Genomic DNA, 17,205 nt, shown 5'->3' with positions numbered 1-17,205 from the left:
CGCCGTTCAATGCTATTGCGAAAAGACGGGCTTACGCCATTGCCTTCTGCAGGTTCTGGTCGATCTTGTCGAGGAAAGCGGTGGTCGAGAGCCACGGCTGATCGGGGCCGATCAGCAGCGCCAGGTCCTTGGTCATGAAGCCGGATTCGACGGTGTCGACGCAGACCTTTTCCAGCGTCGAGGCGAACTTGGCAAGTTCGGCATTGTCGTCGAGCTTGGCGCGGTGCGCGAGGCCGCGGGTCCAGGCGAAGATCGACGCGATCGAATTCGTCGAGGTTTCCTGGCCCTTCTGGTGCTGGCGGTAGTGGCGGGTGACTGTGCCATGAGCCGCTTCGGCTTCGACCGTCTTGCCGTCGGGCGTCAGCAGAACCGAGGTCATCAGGCCGAGCGAGCCGAAGCCCTGGGCGACGGTATCGGACTGAACATCGCCGTCATAATTCTTGCAGGCCCAGACATAACCGCCGGACCACTTCAGGGCCGAAGCGACCATGTCGTCGATCAGGCGGTGTTCGTAAGTGATGCCGGCTTCCTTGAACTGATCCTTGAATTCGGTCTCGTAGACTTCCTCGAAGATGTCCTTGAAGCGGCCGTCATAGGCCTTGAGGATGGTGTTCTTGGTCGAAAGATAGACCGGCCACTTGCGCATCAGGCCGTACATCATCGAGGCGCGGGCGAATTCGCGGATCGATTCATCAAGGTTGTACATGGCCATGGCAACCCCGGCGCCCGGCGCGTTGAAGACTTCCTTTTCGATGACGGTGCCGTCTTCGCCGACGAACTTGATCGTCAGCTTACCCTTGCCGGGGAATTTGAAGTCGGTGGCGCGATACTGGTCGCCGAAGGCATGGCGGCCGACGACGATCGGCTGCGTCCAGCCGGGAACGAGGCGCGGTACGTTGCGGCAAATGATCGGCTCGCGGAAAATGACGCCGCCGAGGATGTTGCGGATCGTGCCATTCGGGCTCTTCCACATTTCCTTGAGGTTGAATTCCTTCACGCGGGCTTCATCAGGCGTAATGGTCGCGCACTTGATGCCGACACCGTACTTCTTGATGGCGTTGGCGGCGTCGACCGTGACCTGGTCGTTGGTGGCGTCGCGATTTTCGACCGAGAGGTCGTAATAGTCGATGTCGAGGTCGAGATACGGATGGATCAGCTTATCCTTGATGAGCTGCCAGATGATGCGCGTCATTTCATCGCCGTCGAGATCGGCGACGGGATTAGCGACCTTGATCTTCTTCATGTATCTGCCTCGTTAAGCTTAGAAGGGGATGTTGTCCCGGCTGGGTGATGTAATCCGGAGCGCTATAGCATTGTGAGCCGGGAACGCAAAGCTGCAACGGGCAGGGACATGACGTTTTTGCCTCCATTGCCAAGTGCTGGAAAATGGCTACCCTCCGCCGCCTGAGCCCCGAGTCCCGGACATTTACCATGAAGAAGATCGCCGTTCTGTTCGCCGGCCTGCTTGCCGCCGGGTCTGCCGCACCTGGCCTCTCGCTTGCAGCTGACACGGCTGCGCCGGTGAAGGAAATTGTGAAGGACACGCAGACGAACTGGGCGAGCGACGCCAGCGACTGGATCGATGTCTTCGAGGAAAGCATCCTCGGCCGGCTCTACAGCAAGGATTTCAGCGACAAGTACAAAGCAGCCGCTCAGAACCCCGCTGCCGACGAGGATGGCATTTCTCCCTTCGACTATGACGTGATCGTCAACGGGCAGGATGCCTGCCCGCTGCAGGATCTCTCTATCGAAAACGGCCAGCCGGCAAACGGCACGACAGAGGTGACTGTGAAATTCAAGGCAGCGACTTGCCTGGAAGGCGCCCCCAACAGAGATGACTTTACGACGGTGCGTTTCGAGGTAATCGAGGAGAATGGCAAATCGGTCGTCGACGACATCATGGTTCAGGGTGAGGAGGGGCAGGGGCCGATCTCGCTCAAGGCTACCATGGCGCAGATTGCCAACGGCCAGTAAGCGAGACATTCGAGCGGCGGTTTGATTTCCGCTCCCGCGGCGGTATCTATCGATCGTCATGGCATGAGGGGCTCATGCATTTGTCTTCCAAGTTTCAGTTCCGCGACTGGCTGCTTGCCAACGATCCGGCGCTGTCACGCCTTCGCATGGCGACGCGGGTGACATTGACGATCGTCCTTTCGGTCTTGATCCTGCTTGCCATCCAGGCGCTGATCGCACCACTGCCGAGGGCCGCCTTCGGCCTCGGTATCGTTCTGTCGATCGAGGGCGGGGTGGCTGTGCGCGACAAGGGCAATTCGCGCCAACTGGTGACGCGGCTTCTCGGTTGTGGCGCAAGCATTGCAGTTGTGGGCATCGCGGCCGGGCTGGAGGATCACCGATTTTTCTCCGATCTCGTCTTTCTGGCAGTGATCGCGCTGGCGTCAGCCGCACGGGTGTTCGGGCCCCGCGGCTTTGCGATCGGCATGTTCGCTTTCACCTCCTATTTCATGGGCGCCTATTTCCAGCCGTCGTTTGCCGAGCTGCCTGAAGTGGCGTTCGGTCCTATTGTCGCGGTGCTTGTCGGCCATGTGGTGAGGGCGGTGCTGCTGCCGGACGATTGGCGGCGCGATCTGCTGCGCTCGCTAGAAAGCGTCCGCGGCCGGATCAACCAGATCCTCTTCAAGCTTGCTGCCCTTGCCGCCGGCGATGTCGGCGACGACGACCGGCAGGAGCTGCGCCTACTGGAAGATCGGCTGAAGGAGGCGGTGCTGATGGCCGAGACCTTCATCCCGCGTCCGCCCGGGGGCGTGTTCGACGGCGCCGCAGATCCGGCCGCGGAGCTGGCGATCCGGCTCTTCGATGCCCATCTTGCCGCTGAAAGCGCAATCGTGCTGAGCGTTCAGAGCCCGCCGCCCTTTGCACTCGTCCACGCAGTGATCGAAGCGGATACGGCGGAGCTGGCAAGATATGAGGGTATGGCCGAAGCCATCAGGGATCAGCCGCAGGGTGAAACCATGCGGGCGCTTCTCTGGCTCGGTGAGGCGCGGCAGCAACTGAGCGAAGTGATCAACCAGGGTCAGGCCCACTTTTTTTCCCGTATCGATGTGGCCGAGGACACCGGACGATCCCCGGTGGTCGATTATTCGTTGGCCAACCCGCTGCTGAGAGCAGCGTTGCAGATCACGATCGCCGCGGCGATCGCCATGAGTTTCGGCCTGCTTTTGTCGCGCGAGCGTTGGTTCTGGGCAGTGCTTGCCTCCTTTCTGGTCTTCACCAACACCAATTCGCGTGGTGATACGGCGATGAAGGCGCTGTCGCGTTCACTCGGCACCGTGCTCGGAATTGCCATGGGCCTCGTGCTTGCAACGCTCATTTCAGGCCAGTCGGCGATCGCCATTCCAGTCGCGGTCATCTGCATCTTCCTCGCCTTTTATTTCCTGCAGGTTTCCTACGCGACGATGACCTTCTTCATCTCGATCGTGCTATGTCTGGTCTACGGCATGACCGGCGTGCTGACGCTCGATCTCCTGAAGCTGCGTATCGGCGAGACCATGATTGGGGCAGCGGCCGGAACGGCGGTCGCTTTCCTCGTTTTCCCCACCCGCACGCGCGGCGCGCTCGATACGGCGCTCGACCGCTGGTTCCTAGCGCTGCGCGCCCTGCTCGATGCGATCGGCGAGGGCAAGAGCGGCTTCGAGCTGATCGCCCTGTCGCAGAGGATCGATGCCTGCTACCGCGATGTGACGGTGGCAGCCCGCCCGCTCGGCTCCTCCTGGTCGGTGGTGACGCGGCCGGGCCAAATCCGCCAAACGCTGGCGATCTTCCTCTCCTGCACCTATTGGGCACGCATCCTGGCGAAGAATTACGAAGCGACGGCTGTCACTGATCAGGAGAAACTGATCGCTGCGGATCTGGCGCTGATCGCTGATGCGGCGCCACGCGGCTCTGCTTGTTTCTTCATCAAGCGCAAGGCGTCGCGAACGACGGGAAGGCATTTGCCGGTGTCGCGCGAGGGCGCCAGGGTGGGGCTCGAAATGATCGGTTCGGCGCTGGAGAGGCTCTATCCGCAGCCTGACGTCTTGCCGTTTGCGTCAGGCGAGGCTATTGCGCGCTCGAAACAGGGATAAGAGCATGGCAGGCACGAACAGCGAGCGTCAACTTTTGGCCGAGGGACCGGCCATCATTCTGGTCGAGCCGCAGATGGGCGAAAATATCGGCATGGTGGCGCGTGCCATGGCGAACTTCGGCCTGGCGGAACTGCGCCTCGTCAATCCGCGCGACGGCTGGCCAAATGAGAAGGCGCAGGCGACTGCCTCCAAGGCCGATCACGTGATAGAAGCGACGAAGGTCTATGACACGCTGGAGCAAGCGATCGCCGACCTCAATTTCGTGTATGCGACGACGGCGCGCAGCCGCGACAACTATAAGCCGGTGCGCTCCCCGGTCTTTGCCGCGCAGACCCTGCGCACAAGGTTCCGGGCAGGCGAGGCAACGGGTATTCTCTTCGGCCGCGAGCGTTGGGGGCTGACCAATGAGGAAGTGGCGTTGGCCGACGAGATCGTGACCTTCCCGGTCAACCCCGCCTTCGCCTCGCTGAATATCGCTCAGGCCGTGCTTCTGATGTCTTATGAATGGATGAAATCCGGCATGGAAGATCTGGAAGCGGTGCCGTTCCAGGCGCTCGAGCAGCGGCCTTCCACCAAGGAGCAGCTCTTCGGCCTGTTCGAGCAGCTGGAAGAAGCGCTCGATTCACGCAACTATTTCCATCCGCCCTCGAAAAAGCCGAAAATGGTCGACAACCTCCGCGCTGTTCTCTCCCGCCGTGCCTTCACCGAACAGGAAATCAGCGTGCTGCGCGGCGTCATCTCCTCCCTCGATCGCTTTTCGCGAAACAGTCCGCGCAAAGGCGGTTCCACCAGATCCGGCAAGGAAGCGCCAACCGATGACAGCGCCGATCAATGAGCTGAAACCCGTCCTGGTCTTCGATTCAGGCATAGGCGGGCTGACCGTGCTGCGCGAGGCGCGTGTGTTGATGCCGGAGCGCGGCTTCATCTATGTCGCCGACGATGCCGGCTTTCCCTATGGTGGTTGGGAAGAACAGGCGCTGAAGGAGCGCATCATCGGGCTCTTCGGCAAGCTGCTTCAGGAGCACGATCCCGAAGTCTGCATTATAGCCTGCAACACCGCCTTCACGCTCGTCGGCGCCGAACTGCGCGCGGCCTTTCCTCAGATGACCTTCGTCGGCACCGTACCGGCGATCAAACCGGCGGCGGAGCGGACGCGTTCGGGCCTGGTCTCGGTGCTGGCAACCCCGGGTACCGTGAAGCGAGCCTATACGCGCGACCTCATTCAGTCCTTCGCGCAGCAATGTCATGTGCGTCTTGTCGGCTCGGAAAACCTTGCCCGCATGGCCGAAGCCTATATTCGCGGCGAAGCCGTATCCGACGAGGCCGTGCTCGCCGAGATCGACCAGTGCTTCGTCGAGAAAGAGGGTCACAAGACCGATATCGTGGTGCTTGCCTGCACGCACTATCCCTTCATGGCAAATCTCTTCCGCCGGCTTGCACCCTGGCCGGTCGACTGGCTCGATCCGGCCGAGGCAATCGCGCGGCGCGCCCGCACGCTGGTGCCGCTGGTTGCCGATGCCGTGCATCCGGACAATTTCGACTTTGCACTCTTCACATCAGGCAATCCCGATTTTGCCACGCGGCGGCTGATGCAGGGATTCGGCTTGAGGGCATGAGCGGAATTGTCCTGTGGGTTGGCAAAATCCGGCCCTGAAAATCAGCAGATTCTTTGATAGACGGGGCGCTGCCGTTTCGGAAGAATGGCACTTCATTCATGTGAGTCTCTTCGCCGCGAGGATCAGCATTGCAGGTTGGCATCGATATGGGATTGGCGTCCGGCGCTCCGGCGACGCTCGATATCGAGGAGCTGCTGGCGACCCGTCTGCTCGTGCAAGGCAATTCAGGCTCCGGCAAATCGCATCTCCTGCGCCGCCTGCTCGAGCAATCCGCCCAATGGGTGCAGCAGGTCATCATCGATCCCGAGGGTGATTTCGTCACGCTTTCAGACAGGTTCGGTCATATCGTCGTTGACGGCGAACGCACCGAGGCGGAACTGGCAGGCATCGCCAACCGCATCCGCCAGCATCGCGTTTCCTGCGTTCTGACGCTCGAAGGCCTGGATATCGAGCAGCAGATGCGAGCTGCCGCTGCCTTCCTCAACGGCATGTTCGATGCCGATCGCGAATATTGGTATCCCGTCCTCGTCGTCGTGGACGAGGCGCAGATGTTTGCGCCGTCCGTCGGCGGCGATGTTTCGGAAGATGCGCGCAAGATGTCTTTGGGCGCGATGACCAATCTGATGTGCCGCGGCCGCAAGCGCGGGCTTGCCGGCGTCATCGCCACGCAGCGGCTTGCGAAGCTCGCAAAGAACGTCGCGGCGGAAGCCTCAAACTTCCTGATGGGCCGCACCTTCCTCGATATCGACATGGCGCGCGCAGCCGACCTGCTCGGCATGGACCGGCGCCAGGCGGAAATGTTCCGGGATCTGAAGCGCGGCAATTTCGTCGCCCTCGGGCCGGCCCTGTCGCGCCGGCCGCTGCCGATCCAGATCGGCGCGGTGGAGACCTCGGCGCGCTCATCGAGCCCCAAGCTGATGCCGTTGCCCGATGCGCCGCAGGATGTGGAAGAGCTGATCTTCACACCCGACCCGGAGGAATTTCAGCGCCCGATCATGCGTCGCGCGCCGCCGGCGCCGCGGCCCACGACCGATATCCTGGCGGAACTCTCGCGCTCGACGCCGGCCGCATCCCCAGCACCGGTGGAGGCGAGGGCGAGCCAGGTGGAGATCTCCCCCGAGGAACGGGAGGAGCGCCTGGCCGGCGTGCTTGCCGAAATTCTTGACGATCCCGCATCCGGCTTTCGCACCGACTCCGTACTCTACCAGGATTTTCTCGTCCGGCTGCGCATGCGTCGTGTTCCAGGACCGCCGATCGCGCTGCCGGATTTTCGAAGGCGCGTGGCGATCTCCCGCTCCGGAGTCGATGCGGCGACGGCCGGAACGGAGGCCTGGGCAACGGCACTGTCGCTATCGGCGCGAGTCACCGACGACCTGCAGGGCGTCTTCCTGATGCTCGCCAAGGCCGCGGTCTGCGATGAGCCGTGCCCGTCGGACGCACGCATCGCCCGCGCCTATGGCACCCATTCCGCACGCCGCGCCCGCCGTTTGCTCGGCTATTTCGAGGAGCAGGGCATCGTCGTCGTGCATACGGATTTTTCCGGCAAGCGCATCGTCGCTTTCCCCGACATGAACTGCCAGACGGCACCTGGCGACGCAAACGCGCCGGATACGGGCGATCAGCCTCTGGCTGCGGAATAGTAGCCTTATTGCGCTTCGGCGCTGTTGACATTTTCATGACGGGCCTCTAAAGACCGCCCCAAGCACCGGGCAGCAATGTCCGGTGTTTCATTTGACATGTCCCGTGGATCGTTTCTGTTCGCGTAACCGAAACATCCTGTCAGGCCTCGGAAGAGGTCAGAGGAGGGCGTGTTTCCTTCGCGCGGTTTGGCAGCAAGCCGGGATAAACCTTTGAAAGGAAATACGATGAGCAAGCGCGAATCGTCCAAGTATAAAATTGACCGCCGTATGGGCGAAAACATCTGGGGTCGTCCGAAGTCCCCGGTGAACCGCCGCGAATACGGCCCGGGCCAGCACGGCCAGCGCCGCAAGGGCAAGCTGTCGGACTTCGGTGTGCAGCTGCGCGCCAAGCAGAAGCTCAAGGGTTACTACGGTGACCTGCGCGAGAAGCAGTTCCGCGCGATCTTCGCCGAAGCCGCCCGCCGCAAGGGCGACACCTCGGAAAACCTGATCGGTCTGCTGGAATCCCGCCTCGACGCGATCGTCTATCGCGCCAAGTTCGTTCCAACGGTCTTTGCTGCCCGTCAGTTCGTCAACCATGGCCACGTGACCGTCAACGGCGTGCGCGTCAACATCGGCTCCTACCGCTGCAAGGCCGGCGACGTCATCGAAGTTCGCGAAAAGTCGAAGCAGCTGGTGACTGTTCTGGAAGCCGTCAGCCTCGCCGAGCGTGACGTGCCCGACTATATCGAAGTCGATCACAACAAGATGGTCGCCACTTACGGCCGCGTTCCGACGCTCAGCGACGTTCCGTTCCCGGTCGTCATGGAACCGCATCTGGTCGTCGAATTCTATTCGCGTTAAAAAACCAGGCGTTTCGCATATGGAAAAGCCGCTCTTTCGGGCGGCTTTTTTGTTATCCGGAGAGAAGCGATGGCGGATTTGCAGGCGACCCTTGATAGCATCTACAGCGATATCCTGCCGCGCATCGGCGAGGGCAAGGTCGCCGACTATATTCCCGAGCTTGCCAAGGTCGATCCACGGCACTTCGGCATGGCGATCGTCACCGTCGACGGCCAGGTCTTTCGTGTCGGCGATGCAGACATCTCCTTCTCGATCCAGAGCATCTCCAAGGTCTTCATGCTGACCTTGGCGCTCGGCAAGGTGGGGGAGGGCCTGTGGAAGCGCGTCGGGCGCGAACCATCGGGATCGGCCTTCAATTCGATCGTGCAGCTCGAACATGAGAGCGGCATCCCCCGCAATCCCTTCATCAATGCCGGCGCGATCGCCGTCACCGACGTCGTCATGGCCGGCCATGCGCCGCGCGAGGCGATCGGCGAGCTGCTGCGTTTCGTGCGTTATCTTGCCGATGACGAGTCGATCACCATCGATGACAAGGTTGCGCGGTCGGAGACGCAGACCGGATACCGCAACGTGGCGCTTGCCAATTTTATGCGCGCCTATCGCAATCTCGACCATCCCGTCGACCACGTGCTCGGCGTCTATTTCCATCAATGCGCTCTGTCGATGAGCTGCGAGCAACTGGCGCGGGCGGGGCTGTTCCTGGCGGCGCGCGGCAGCAATCCGATGACCGGTCACTCCGTGGTCTCGCCGAAGCGGGCGCGGCGCATCAATGCGCTGATGCTGACCTGCGGCCATTATGACGGCTCGGGCGACTTTGCTTATCATGTCGGCCTGCCCGGCAAGAGCGGCGTCGGTGGCGGCATTTTTGCGGTGGCGCCCGGCATCGCCTCGATCGCGGTATGGTCGCCGGGGCTGAACAAGGTCGGCAATTCACAGCTTGGCGCCGTGGCGCTTGAGATGCTTGCGGCCCGCACCGGCTGGTCGGTTTTCGGCGATTGAGACTGTGTTGCCGGATGACTTTCTGCTAAGGCAGGCAGACTTTCGATAGGACGGAGCAATGAATATCGCAGCCAACATCGCTGATGATCCGGGGACTGGCGAAATCGACGACGGCGCCGGCCCTGCACTCTTTGCCGATGCGCCACGTTCGGTCTCCTTCAACAAGCTGCGCAAGCGCCTGCTCAGGCAAGTACGTCAGGCTTTCGATGACTTCGACATGCTGAAGGGGCAGAAGCGCTGGCTTGTCGGCCTTTCCGGCGGCAAGGATTCCTACGGTCTCTTGGCGCTGCTGCTTGATCTCAAATGGCGCGGGCTGCTGCCCGTCGAGCTCGTCGCCTGCAATCTCGACCAGGGACAGCCCAACTTTCCAAAGCATGTGCTGCCGGATTATCTGACGAAGATCGGCGTCCGGCATCGCATCGAATATCGCGACACCTATTCTATCGTGAAGGAGAAGGTGCCCGAAGGCGCCACATATTGCTCGCTCTGTTCGCGGCTGCGGCGCGGCAATCTCTACCGCATCGCGCGGGAGGAGGGCTGCGACGCCTTGGTGCTCGGCCATCACCGTGAGGACATTCTCGAAACCTTCTTCATGAATTTCTTCCACGGCGGGCGGCTTGCCTCGATGCCGGCAAAACTTCTGAACGACGAGGGTGACCTGATGGTGCTTCGGCCGCTCGCCTATGCCGCCGAGGACGATCTTGCCAGGTTTGCCGTCGCCATGCAGTTCCCGATCATCCCCTGCGATCTCTGCGGCTCCCAGGACGGGCTGCAGCGCAATGCGATGAAGGACATGCTCGCCGATATCGAACGGCGCATGCCTGGACGCAAGGACACGATGCTGCGGGCGCTTTCGCATGTGAATCCGTCGCATCTGCTCGATCCGAAACTCTTCGACTTTTCCAGCCTTGGTGTCACCGATCCTTCATGAAAGGCCGGCTAAGCAGGCTGGCTCTTTGCATGAAGGACAGCAATTCGCATGACTATTTCAGATCAGGATATTCTCTTTCTCGGCGAATGCGTGAGGGAGGCGGCGCGCGCGGAAATCATGCCGCGCTTTCGCAACCTCGGCGATACGGATGTTTCTGAAAAGACCTCGGCAACCGATCTGGTGACGCAGGCGGATCTGCTTGCCGAACACCGCATCACCGCGGCCCTGAAAGAGCGCTTTCCCTCAGCGCTTGTCGTCGGCGAGGAAGCCTATGACGCCGACAGATCGGTGGTGCCGGCGCTTGCCGATGCCGAGCTTGCCTTTGTCATCGATCCCGTCGACGGCACGTTCAATTTCGCTGCCGGGCTTCCCGTTTTCGGAACGATGCTTGCGGTTACCGTCAGGGGCGAGACCGTCGCCGGCATCATTCACGATCCCGCTCTTGGCGACACGGTGACGGCGATCAAGAGGGCGGGCGCCTTTCTGGTTCGCCAGGATGGACAATCGAGCAGGCTGAAGGTGGCTGAGCCTGCCGCCTTGAACCAGATGGTGGGCGGCATGTCGTGGGGCCATATGGAAGAGCCCGATCGCTCGCGCATCTGCGCCAACATGGCAAAGGCGCGGATGACCTTCGCCTTCAACTGCTCAGCCTACGAATATTGGATGGTCGCGTCCGGCAAGATGCACTTCATCGGGCATGCGAAGCTGATGCCCTGGGACCACCTGGCCGGCGTGCTCGCGCACCAGGAGGCGGGCGGCCACACGGCGAAATTCGATGGCACGCCCTATCGTCCGGGCGAGACAGTCGGCGGCATCATCTCGGCGCCTGATGAAGAAAGCTGGCAGCTGATCCGGCGCGAAATCGTCGGCATCTGAGTTGAGGCTTCGGCCGCAGTGAGAGGATTTGATATGACAACCAGTATTGACGTGACTGTTCTTGCCGATCTCTTGCGCCGCGCGGCAAAGGCCGAGATCCTGCCGCGTTTCCGCCGGCTCGGCCGGGACGAGGTGCGTGCCAAGAGCGAGGCGACCGATCTTGTCACCGAGGCCGACGAGCGGGCCGAGCGGATGATCAAGGCGGAAGCGCAACAGCTCTGGCCGGACGCGCTGTTCCTCGGGGAAGAGTCGGTCGCGGCCGATCCGGCGCTGCTTGGGAGGCTTGCCGATGCCGATTTCGCGATCGTGGTCGATCCGGTGGACGGAACGTTCAACTTCGCCGCCGGCATCCCGGCCTTCGGTGTCATGGCTTCGGTCATATCAGGCGGCGAAACCATTGCCGGCATGATCTACGACCCGATGGGCGATGATTGGGTGATGGCGGAGAAGGGCGGCGGCGCCTGGCTGCGCAGGCCGGATGGCGAGGCGCAGCGATTGCGTGCAGCCGAGCCTGTTGCCCTCGACCAGATGGTCGGCATGGCTTCGACCGGCTACCTGCCGGTGGAGAAGCGCGCCGAGGTGCTTGGCAATCTCGCCAAAGTGCGGTTTCTCACCAACTACCGCTGTGCTGCCCACGAATACCGCACTCTTGCCGGCGGGCACGTCCATTACCTGATGTACAACAAGCTGATGCCTTGGGATCATCTTGCCGGCACGCTGATCTCGCAGGAGGCCGGCGCCTATGCCGCCCGCTTCGATGGCTCGCCCTACCTGCCGCAGCATCTCGACGGCGGACTGCTGATTGCGCCCGACAAGGCATCCTGGGACACGCTGCGGCGTGAGGTCGTTACCGTCTAAACCTATGCGACCGGCCGTCGCAAGCCGGTCGCAAATTGACAATTCAGGTGCAGAATTTTTCCATCAAAAAGTTTTCCAGGTCCTGTCCGCGCTTTTTGACGATTTGCCGGGTTATCACGCGAAATCCTTTGCGTTCAAAAAACGGGCGAGCAGTTCTGCTTGCTTCTGTATATATTCGGCGAAACCCTAGCGTGAGAGCCTCTTCTTCGACTCTGCCCAATAGGCGGGTTGCTACGCCGATCCCTTGATAGCCAGGGTGCACGAACATCATGTCGAGGCACCCGTCGCTGGTGAGATCCGAAAAACCCACGCGGTTTCCGGCAATCTCTGCCATCCAGGCCGGCCTGTTCATCCTTCGTTCCGCCCACGAGCGGCGATCCTCCACCTCTGCCCAAGCTTCGATCTCGGCGGCGGAATAGTCCTTTGACGAGATCTCCCGAATGGAGCGCAGAAATATCTCGATCGTGGCGTCCACGTCACTTGGCGCATAAGGCCTGATCAGAATTCGTTCGTCCATCGAGGATGCCTTGAATTGACCGGGTTCACCTGCCTCAGAAATGGGCGGCGCCCGGATCGAGTTGCGGACTGTCGCCCGGATGGGTGAAGAGCTTGCCATTCTCAGCCCACAGCGTGGCTGCGATCGTCAGCAGACCGAACAGCGCGAATCCGCCGAAGAGTGGCTGCACCGTGCCGTTGAACATCTGCCCGACCAGACCGCCGAGGATGGCGCCGAAGGTCGTCGAGACAAAGCCGGTGATGGCGGTCGCCGTTCCGGCGAGATTGCCCATCGGCTCAAGGCTGATGGCGGTGAAATTGGTGGCGATCACCGCAAACATCATCAGAACAATTGTGAAGATGCTGTAGGCGGTGGCGAAATCCGGCTTGCCCGCCAACGCGGTGACGAAGCCGAGTGCTGACAGCGCCGTGAAGATCAGCAGCGCTGCGTGCGAGATCCGACGCATGCCGAATTTGCGGACGAAGAAGCCGTTGGCGAAATTGGCGACGGCAATGCCGCCGGCGGTCGCCGCAAAGGCAATCGGCAGCCAATCCCCAAGGCCATAGACTTCGCCGAAAACCTGCTGCACGGAAATCACATAGGCGCTGATGACGCCGGTGAACATGGTCAGACCGATCATGTAGCCGCAGGTGATGCGGTTGGTGAGCACGGTCTTGAAGCCGTCCGCGACGGAGCCGACCGACAAAGGCAGGCGTTCTGCCGGGGGAAGCGATTCCTTCAGCCGCAGAAGAGCCCAGACGAACAGGATGCTGGCGACGGCGCCGAGCAGGATGAAGATCCAGTGCCAGTTGGCATAGAGGATGATGAGCTGGCCGACCGAAGGAGCAACGATCGGCACGATCATGAAGACGATCATGACATAGGACATAACGCGGGCCATTTCGCGGCCGCCGAAGCAGTCGCGGACGATGGCCATGGTGGTGATGCGCACGGCCGCGCCGCCCACGCCCTGAATGAAGCGCATGAGGAGCAGCATTTCGAAGCTACCGGTTGCGGCAGCGGCAAACATTGCGACCACATAGCAGGCGAGGCCGCCGAGCAGGATATTGCGGCGGCCGAACGTGTCTGAAAGGCTGCCGAAGAATATCTGCGAGACGCCGAAGCCGAGGAAGAACACGCCGATGATGAGCTGGGCGTCGTTGGTGTTGGTGACGCCGAGTGAATGGCCGATATTGGGCAATGCCGGCAGCATGCTGTCGATCGCCATGGCAATGCTGGCGGTCATGACGGCGATGGTGACGACGAATTCGCCGAAGCCCATGCCGATGCGGCGGGACCCCTGGTTTTCCTGGTGCGGTTTGTGCGGCGTCATGCGGTGAAATCCTGGATGCGGAAGGGACCGGCCGTTCAAACGGCCGGATTATGCTGATGGAAGAGCCGGCCCTTCTCGGCGATCAGCACGAAGATAAGGCCGATGATCGAGACGATGAAATAACCGGCGACCATCGGCAGTGCCGTGCCGTCGAAAGCCTGGCCGATGCCGGCGCCGATAAGGGCGCCGCCAACCGTGCTCATGAAGCCGAGAACGGAGGAAGCGGTGCCGGCGACGTGTCCCAGCGGCTCCATGGCCAGCGAATTGAAGTTCGAGCCGATCCAGCCGAACTGGAACATGGCAAGCCCGAAGAAGGAGATGAACAGTGCAAAAGGCATCGGCTCGGAGCTTGCCATCTGGACGATCAGCCAGATGGTGTTGATGGCGATGAAGCCGATGAGCGAGCCGTGTGACAGGCGGCGCATGCCGAGCTTGCCGACAAAACGGGAATTGAAGAAGGACGACAGCGACATGAAGATCGCCACGCCGGCAAAGGCGAACGGGAAATACACGCCGAGGCCGTAGATGCCGACATAGATCTGCTGGGCGGAGTTGATGAAGCCGAACAGCGCACCGAAGATGAAGGTGCTGGCGATGGTATAGCAGAGCGCCACGCGGTTGGTCAGCACCAGCTTAAAGGCGCCGAAGATCGAGCGGGCGGTGAAGGGGCGGACATTCCGTGGATGCAGGGTTTCCGGCAGGCGGACATAGGCCCAGACGCCGATCGCCGTCGCCATTGTGGCGATGAAGAGGAAGATCAGGTGCCAGTTGCCGAAGAACATGACGACCTGGCCGGTGCCGGGCGCAATCACCGGCACGATCATGAAGACCATCATGATGAGCGACATGACCTCGGCCATCTGTCGGCCGCCATAGATGTCGCGGACGATGGAGATGGTGATGACGCGGGTGGCGGCCGAGCCGACGCCCTGGATGAAGCGCAGCACCAGCAGGCCTGCGAAGGAGGGAACGAAAACGATTCCGATGGCGGACGTGATATAGACTACGAGGCCGATCAGCAGCGGCGTGCGGCGGCCGAAGCGGTCGGAGAGCGGACCGTAGAAAAGCTGGGCGCAGCCGAAACCGAGCAGATAGGAGGAGACGACGAATTGCCGGTGATTCTCGCTCTCGACTCCGAGGCTCGCGCCGATCTGCTGCAGCGCCGGGAGCATGATGTCTATGGCAAGCGAGTTGATGGCCATCAGGAAGGCGGCAAGCGCGATGAACTCACGCTTGCCCATGGGCAGGCGGCCCGCGGACACGGCTTGTGATGAATCTGTCACAATGAAATTCCCATAAACAGGCCAAGGCGCTGCTCACCGCAGCGCCTCGGACTCGAGAAACAGATTTGGAAACCGGGCGGACGTCCGGTGACCGGTCAGGCGGCGCCGCGAACGGTGACGCCGTTTTCCTGGAGATGCTGCTGCAGTTCACCGGCCTGGAACATTTCCCGCACGATGTCGCAGCCGCCGATGAACTCGCCCTTTATGTAAAGCTGCGGAATCGTCGGCCAGTTGGAATAATCCTTGATGCCTTGGCGGATTTCCGAATCGGCGAGCACATTGATGCCCTTGTAGTCGACGCCGATGTAATCGAGAATCTGCACGACCTGGCCGGAGAACCCGCACTGCGGAAACTGCGGCGTGCCCTTCATGAAGAGGACGACGTCGTTGCTCTTGATTTCGTTGTCGATGAATTCGTGAATGCCGCTCATGGGATCTGATCCTTTCAACAGGCGAGTTAAAGGCCCGCCGTTTCAATCGTTTTCCTTAGATAGCATGTGACAACAGGAATTCCAGCCGCCCGATCCAAAAAAACCAATGTGGTGAGACCACTTCGGGATTGTTGCCGTCGCGTTACGGCCGAAGTGTTGCCGCGTGTCTCAGACGCGACGCTGACGGCTGCGGCCGGCGGCGGTTCTGCGCTTGCTGATCTGCTTGCGGGCCGGCTTGCGCTTGGGCGCCTTGCGGGCAGCCGTCGTGGTCGCGGCAGGGCGCGCCTTGCGCCTCCTGCGCTTCGTCGTGACGCGGCCGGTGGTTTTCTTCAGAATTTCCTTCAGAACGCTATCGACGACGCCCGATATCAATTCTTTGACAAGATCAGCCACAAAACCCCTCCATTCGCCGCGAAAACAACGTGGCTGCTATTGAATTCCAGAAGAGTTCGGTTAGCAAGGCGCCTTTGAGATCATGCCTGCTTTTTGGCGATATCAGTGACCGGCAGCCGGATCGCTGCAACAGACCGGTCTTTGGCCGGGCGGAACAGTGAAATGAAATTGATAAAGAAGCGGGTCGTCCTTCATTTCCCAGGCTTCGAGCCGCTCGACGGGCTTGCCCACAGGGCACGGTACGAACGCTCAGCCAGACAGAGTGCTGCCGTCTGGGGCTACTCGGTCGAAACCGGCGCGCCGGAGGCGGGAAGCGATCCTCTCTGCTTCGAGGTCACGACGGGCAGCGCAGAAGTGCGCGAAACGGCGCCTGCGGCCGAGACCGGTTCCGCCGGCTGGCGGACGAAGAGCCGGATCCACATGGTTGATCACGACATGCTCGTGCGCGGGCTGCGCAGCCGCAATACGCTGAGCCGGATCATTGCAGGCTTTCGAAGCTGCGCCGAGATCATGCTGGAAGGTGGCATGCGGGGATATTTCAGGCATGCGTGGCGTTTTGGCCTGTTCTTCCTCTTTCCATTCCTGCTGACGGCGCTGGCAATCGCGCTGACGCCAGAGATCGTTATCCTGCCCTATAGTCTCGGCTTCTCCGCCTGGCATGTGCTCTGGAGCGGGCCACTGGCGCTTTGCTTCTTCATCTTCGCCTTCCTGCCTTTTTCCGAGCGTTTCCATACGCTGCATCTTTTTGCCGATTGGGAAATGGCAGTGGCGCTCGGCCGTATGGATCGGGTCGACTTCAACGACTGGCTGGAAGAGCGGGCGACCGCGGTGCGCAAGGCGCTCGCCGAGGAGGCGGACGAGTACGTGATCTCCTCGCATAGCATGGGATCGAGCGTCGCCGCCCATGTGATCGGCATATTGCTTGAAAGGGAGCCGGAGATCTTCAAGGGCAGGCGCGTCGTGTTTGCCACACTCGGCAGCGCCATTCTGCAATGCGCCCTGCTGTCATCGGCAAGCCTGCTTCGCGCTCGCGTTGGCCTCATCGCCCGCTGTCCGGAGATCTTCTGGCTTGACGTGCAATGCCTGACGGATTCGATCAACTTCTACAAGGTGCCGGTTGTGGCCGTCTCCGGCCATGCAGATGCGCCGCCGGCAAAGATCCTTCTTATCCGCGTCAAGCAGATGCTGACGGGCGAACATTACCGGAAGATCCGCAAGGACCAGCTGCGGGTCCATCGGCAATATGTGCTAGGCCCAGATCTCAAGGCGTCCTTTGATTTCACCCTGATGACGTCAGGACCGATGCCGGCCTCTGTCTTTGCCTCTCCGGAACAGAATAAGCTGCCGGCTTGAAGGCTGGCCTCCAGCGCTGTTGGCTGGTTACGATATTGCCGATCTGATCCCGCCACAGCCAGCACGCGTCC

Annotated in this window: 17 protein-coding genes; 11 read left to right on the top strand and 6 right to left on the bottom strand. The window is 61.3% G+C overall.

Annotated elements, in window-relative coordinates:
• Positions 1–31: 31 nt before the first annotated feature.
• Entirely contained in the window at positions 32–1,243 is a 1,212-nt protein-coding gene (locus NMA58_RS10590) for an NADP-dependent isocitrate dehydrogenase (protein WP_020921416.1), read from the bottom strand.
• A 188-nt stretch (positions 1,244–1,431) separates the two neighbouring features.
• Here NMA58_RS10590 and NMA58_RS10585 point away from each other — a divergent pair, with 188 nt between their 5' ends.
• The 10 genes from NMA58_RS10585 (at position 1,432) to NMA58_RS10540 (ending at position 11,845) form a co-directional block, all read left to right on the top strand.
• Positions 1,432–1,974 (top strand): hypothetical protein, encoded by a 543-nt coding sequence (locus NMA58_RS10585; protein WP_434713270.1) that lies wholly within the window; start codon positions 1,432–1,434, stop codon positions 1,972–1,974.
• Between the two features lie 74 nt (positions 1,975–2,048).
• Positions 2,049–4,082, top strand: coding sequence for an FUSC family protein (locus NMA58_RS10580; RefSeq protein ID WP_434713268.1), 2,034 nt, complete (start codon positions 2,049–2,051; stop codon positions 4,080–4,082).
• Positions 4,083–4,086: 4 nt separating this feature from the next.
• A complete protein-coding gene (locus NMA58_RS10575; protein ID WP_434713267.1) occupies positions 4,087–4,917 on the top strand; it encodes an RNA methyltransferase in 831 nt (276 codons plus the stop codon).
• Entirely contained in the window at positions 4,898–5,698 is an 801-nt protein-coding gene (gene murI, locus NMA58_RS10570; protein WP_434713266.1) for a glutamate racemase, read from the top strand. The genes NMA58_RS10575 and murI overlap by 20 nt, the downstream gene beginning before the upstream one ends.
• Positions 5,699–5,826: 128 nt before the next feature.
• Positions 5,827–7,338, top strand: a complete 1,512-nt coding sequence (locus NMA58_RS10565) for a helicase HerA domain-containing protein (RefSeq protein ID WP_434713265.1) — start codon at positions 5,827–5,829, stop codon at positions 7,336–7,338.
• 225 nt (positions 7,339–7,563) lie between these two features.
• Positions 7,564–8,181: a 30S ribosomal protein S4 gene (gene rpsD, locus NMA58_RS10560; RefSeq protein ID WP_064685423.1), complete on the top strand. Its 618-nt coding sequence runs from the start codon at positions 7,564–7,566 to the stop codon at positions 8,179–8,181.
• A gap of 69 nt (positions 8,182–8,250) precedes the next feature.
• Positions 8,251–9,180, top strand: a complete 930-nt coding sequence (locus NMA58_RS10555; protein WP_183700249.1) for a glutaminase — start codon at positions 8,251–8,253, stop codon at positions 9,178–9,180.
• A 58-nt stretch (positions 9,181–9,238) separates the two neighbouring features.
• Positions 9,239–10,111 carry a tRNA 2-thiocytidine(32) synthetase TtcA gene (gene ttcA, locus NMA58_RS10550; RefSeq protein WP_434713264.1) on the top strand — a complete coding sequence of 291 codons (873 nt, stop codon included), beginning with the start codon at positions 9,239–9,241 and terminating at the stop codon, positions 10,109–10,111.
• A 48-nt stretch (positions 10,112–10,159) separates the two neighbouring features.
• Positions 10,160–10,987: an inositol monophosphatase family protein gene (locus NMA58_RS10545; protein ID WP_434713262.1), complete on the top strand. Its 828-nt coding sequence runs from the start codon at positions 10,160–10,162 to the stop codon at positions 10,985–10,987.
• Positions 10,988–11,020: 33 nt separating this feature from the next.
• The gene (locus NMA58_RS10540) at positions 11,021–11,845 is read left to right on the top strand and encodes an inositol monophosphatase family protein (protein WP_183700255.1); all 825 of its coding nucleotides are present in this window, start codon (positions 11,021–11,023) and stop codon (positions 11,843–11,845) included.
• Between the two features lie 43 nt (positions 11,846–11,888).
• Here NMA58_RS10540 and NMA58_RS10535 read toward each other — a convergent pair whose 3' ends face one another.
• From NMA58_RS10535 to NMA58_RS10515, 5 genes are all read right to left on the bottom strand, one after another.
• Positions 11,889–12,362 (bottom strand): GNAT family N-acetyltransferase, encoded by a 474-nt coding sequence (locus tag NMA58_RS10535; RefSeq protein ID WP_434713260.1) that lies wholly within the window; start codon positions 12,360–12,362, stop codon positions 11,889–11,891.
• Positions 12,363–12,396: 34 nt separating this feature from the next.
• Positions 12,397–13,674 (bottom strand): multidrug effflux MFS transporter, encoded by a 1,278-nt coding sequence (locus NMA58_RS10530; protein ID WP_434713259.1) that lies wholly within the window; start codon positions 13,672–13,674, stop codon positions 12,397–12,399.
• Between the two features lie 35 nt (positions 13,675–13,709).
• The gene (locus NMA58_RS10525) at positions 13,710–14,915 is read right to left on the bottom strand and encodes a multidrug effflux MFS transporter (RefSeq protein WP_434713407.1); all 1,206 of its coding nucleotides are present in this window, start codon (positions 14,913–14,915) and stop codon (positions 13,710–13,712) included.
• A 137-nt stretch (positions 14,916–15,052) separates the two neighbouring features.
• Positions 15,053–15,388, bottom strand: coding sequence for a Grx4 family monothiol glutaredoxin (grxD, locus tag NMA58_RS10520; protein WP_011425564.1), 336 nt, complete (start codon positions 15,386–15,388; stop codon positions 15,053–15,055).
• Between the two features lie 168 nt (positions 15,389–15,556).
• Positions 15,557–15,781 carry a hypothetical protein gene (locus NMA58_RS10515; RefSeq protein ID WP_097599236.1) on the bottom strand — a complete coding sequence of 75 codons (225 nt, stop codon included), beginning with the start codon at positions 15,779–15,781 and terminating at the stop codon, positions 15,557–15,559.
• A gap of 162 nt (positions 15,782–15,943) precedes the next feature.
• Between NMA58_RS10515 and NMA58_RS10510 the strand changes: the two genes are divergently transcribed.
• Positions 15,944–17,134 (top strand): hypothetical protein, encoded by a 1,191-nt coding sequence (locus NMA58_RS10510; protein WP_434713258.1) that lies wholly within the window; start codon positions 15,944–15,946, stop codon positions 17,132–17,134.
• The last annotated feature ends 71 nt before the right edge of the window (positions 17,135–17,205 follow it).

Origin of the sequence: Rhizobium sp. YTUHZ045 (genome assembly GCF_051124255.1) — a bacterium.
GTDB lineage: Bacteria > Pseudomonadota > Alphaproteobacteria > Rhizobiales > Rhizobiaceae > Rhizobium.
Note: the sequence above shows the minus strand (reverse complement) of the source record. Positions and strands in the feature narration are given on the sequence as shown.

Coding starts and splice junctions, on each gene's coding strand:
- NMA58_RS10590 (WP_020921416.1), bottom strand. CDS start 1,243: ATGAAGAAGATCAAGGTCGCTAATCCCGTCGCCGATCTCGACGGCGAT.
- NMA58_RS10585 (WP_434713270.1), top strand. CDS start 1,432: ATGAAGAAGATCGCCGTTCTGTTCGCCGGCCTGCTTGCCGCCGGGTCT.
- NMA58_RS10580 (WP_434713268.1), top strand. CDS start 2,049: ATGCATTTGTCTTCCAAGTTTCAGTTCCGCGACTGGCTGCTTGCCAAC.
- NMA58_RS10575 (WP_434713267.1), top strand. CDS start 4,087: ATGGCAGGCACGAACAGCGAGCGTCAACTTTTGGCCGAGGGACCGGCC.
- murI (WP_434713266.1), top strand. CDS start 4,898: ATGACAGCGCCGATCAATGAGCTGAAACCCGTCCTGGTCTTCGATTCA.
- rpsD (WP_064685423.1), top strand. CDS start 7,564: ATGAGCAAGCGCGAATCGTCCAAGTATAAAATTGACCGCCGTATGGGC.
- NMA58_RS10555 (WP_183700249.1), top strand. CDS start 8,251: ATGGCGGATTTGCAGGCGACCCTTGATAGCATCTACAGCGATATCCTG.
- ttcA (WP_434713264.1), top strand. CDS start 9,239: ATGAATATCGCAGCCAACATCGCTGATGATCCGGGGACTGGCGAAATC.
- NMA58_RS10545 (WP_434713262.1), top strand. CDS start 10,160: ATGACTATTTCAGATCAGGATATTCTCTTTCTCGGCGAATGCGTGAGG.
- NMA58_RS10540 (WP_183700255.1), top strand. CDS start 11,021: ATGACAACCAGTATTGACGTGACTGTTCTTGCCGATCTCTTGCGCCGC.
- NMA58_RS10535 (WP_434713260.1), bottom strand. CDS start 12,362: ATGGACGAACGAATTCTGATCAGGCCTTATGCGCCAAGTGACGTGGAC.
- NMA58_RS10530 (WP_434713259.1), bottom strand. CDS start 13,674: ATGACGCCGCACAAACCGCACCAGGAAAACCAGGGGTCCCGCCGCATC.
- NMA58_RS10525 (WP_434713407.1), bottom strand. CDS start 14,915: ATGGGCAAGCGTGAGTTCATCGCGCTTGCCGCCTTCCTGATGGCCATC.
- grxD (WP_011425564.1), bottom strand. CDS start 15,388: ATGAGCGGCATTCACGAATTCATCGACAACGAAATCAAGAGCAACGAC.
- NMA58_RS10510 (WP_434713258.1), top strand. CDS start 15,944: ATGAAATTGATAAAGAAGCGGGTCGTCCTTCATTTCCCAGGCTTCGAG.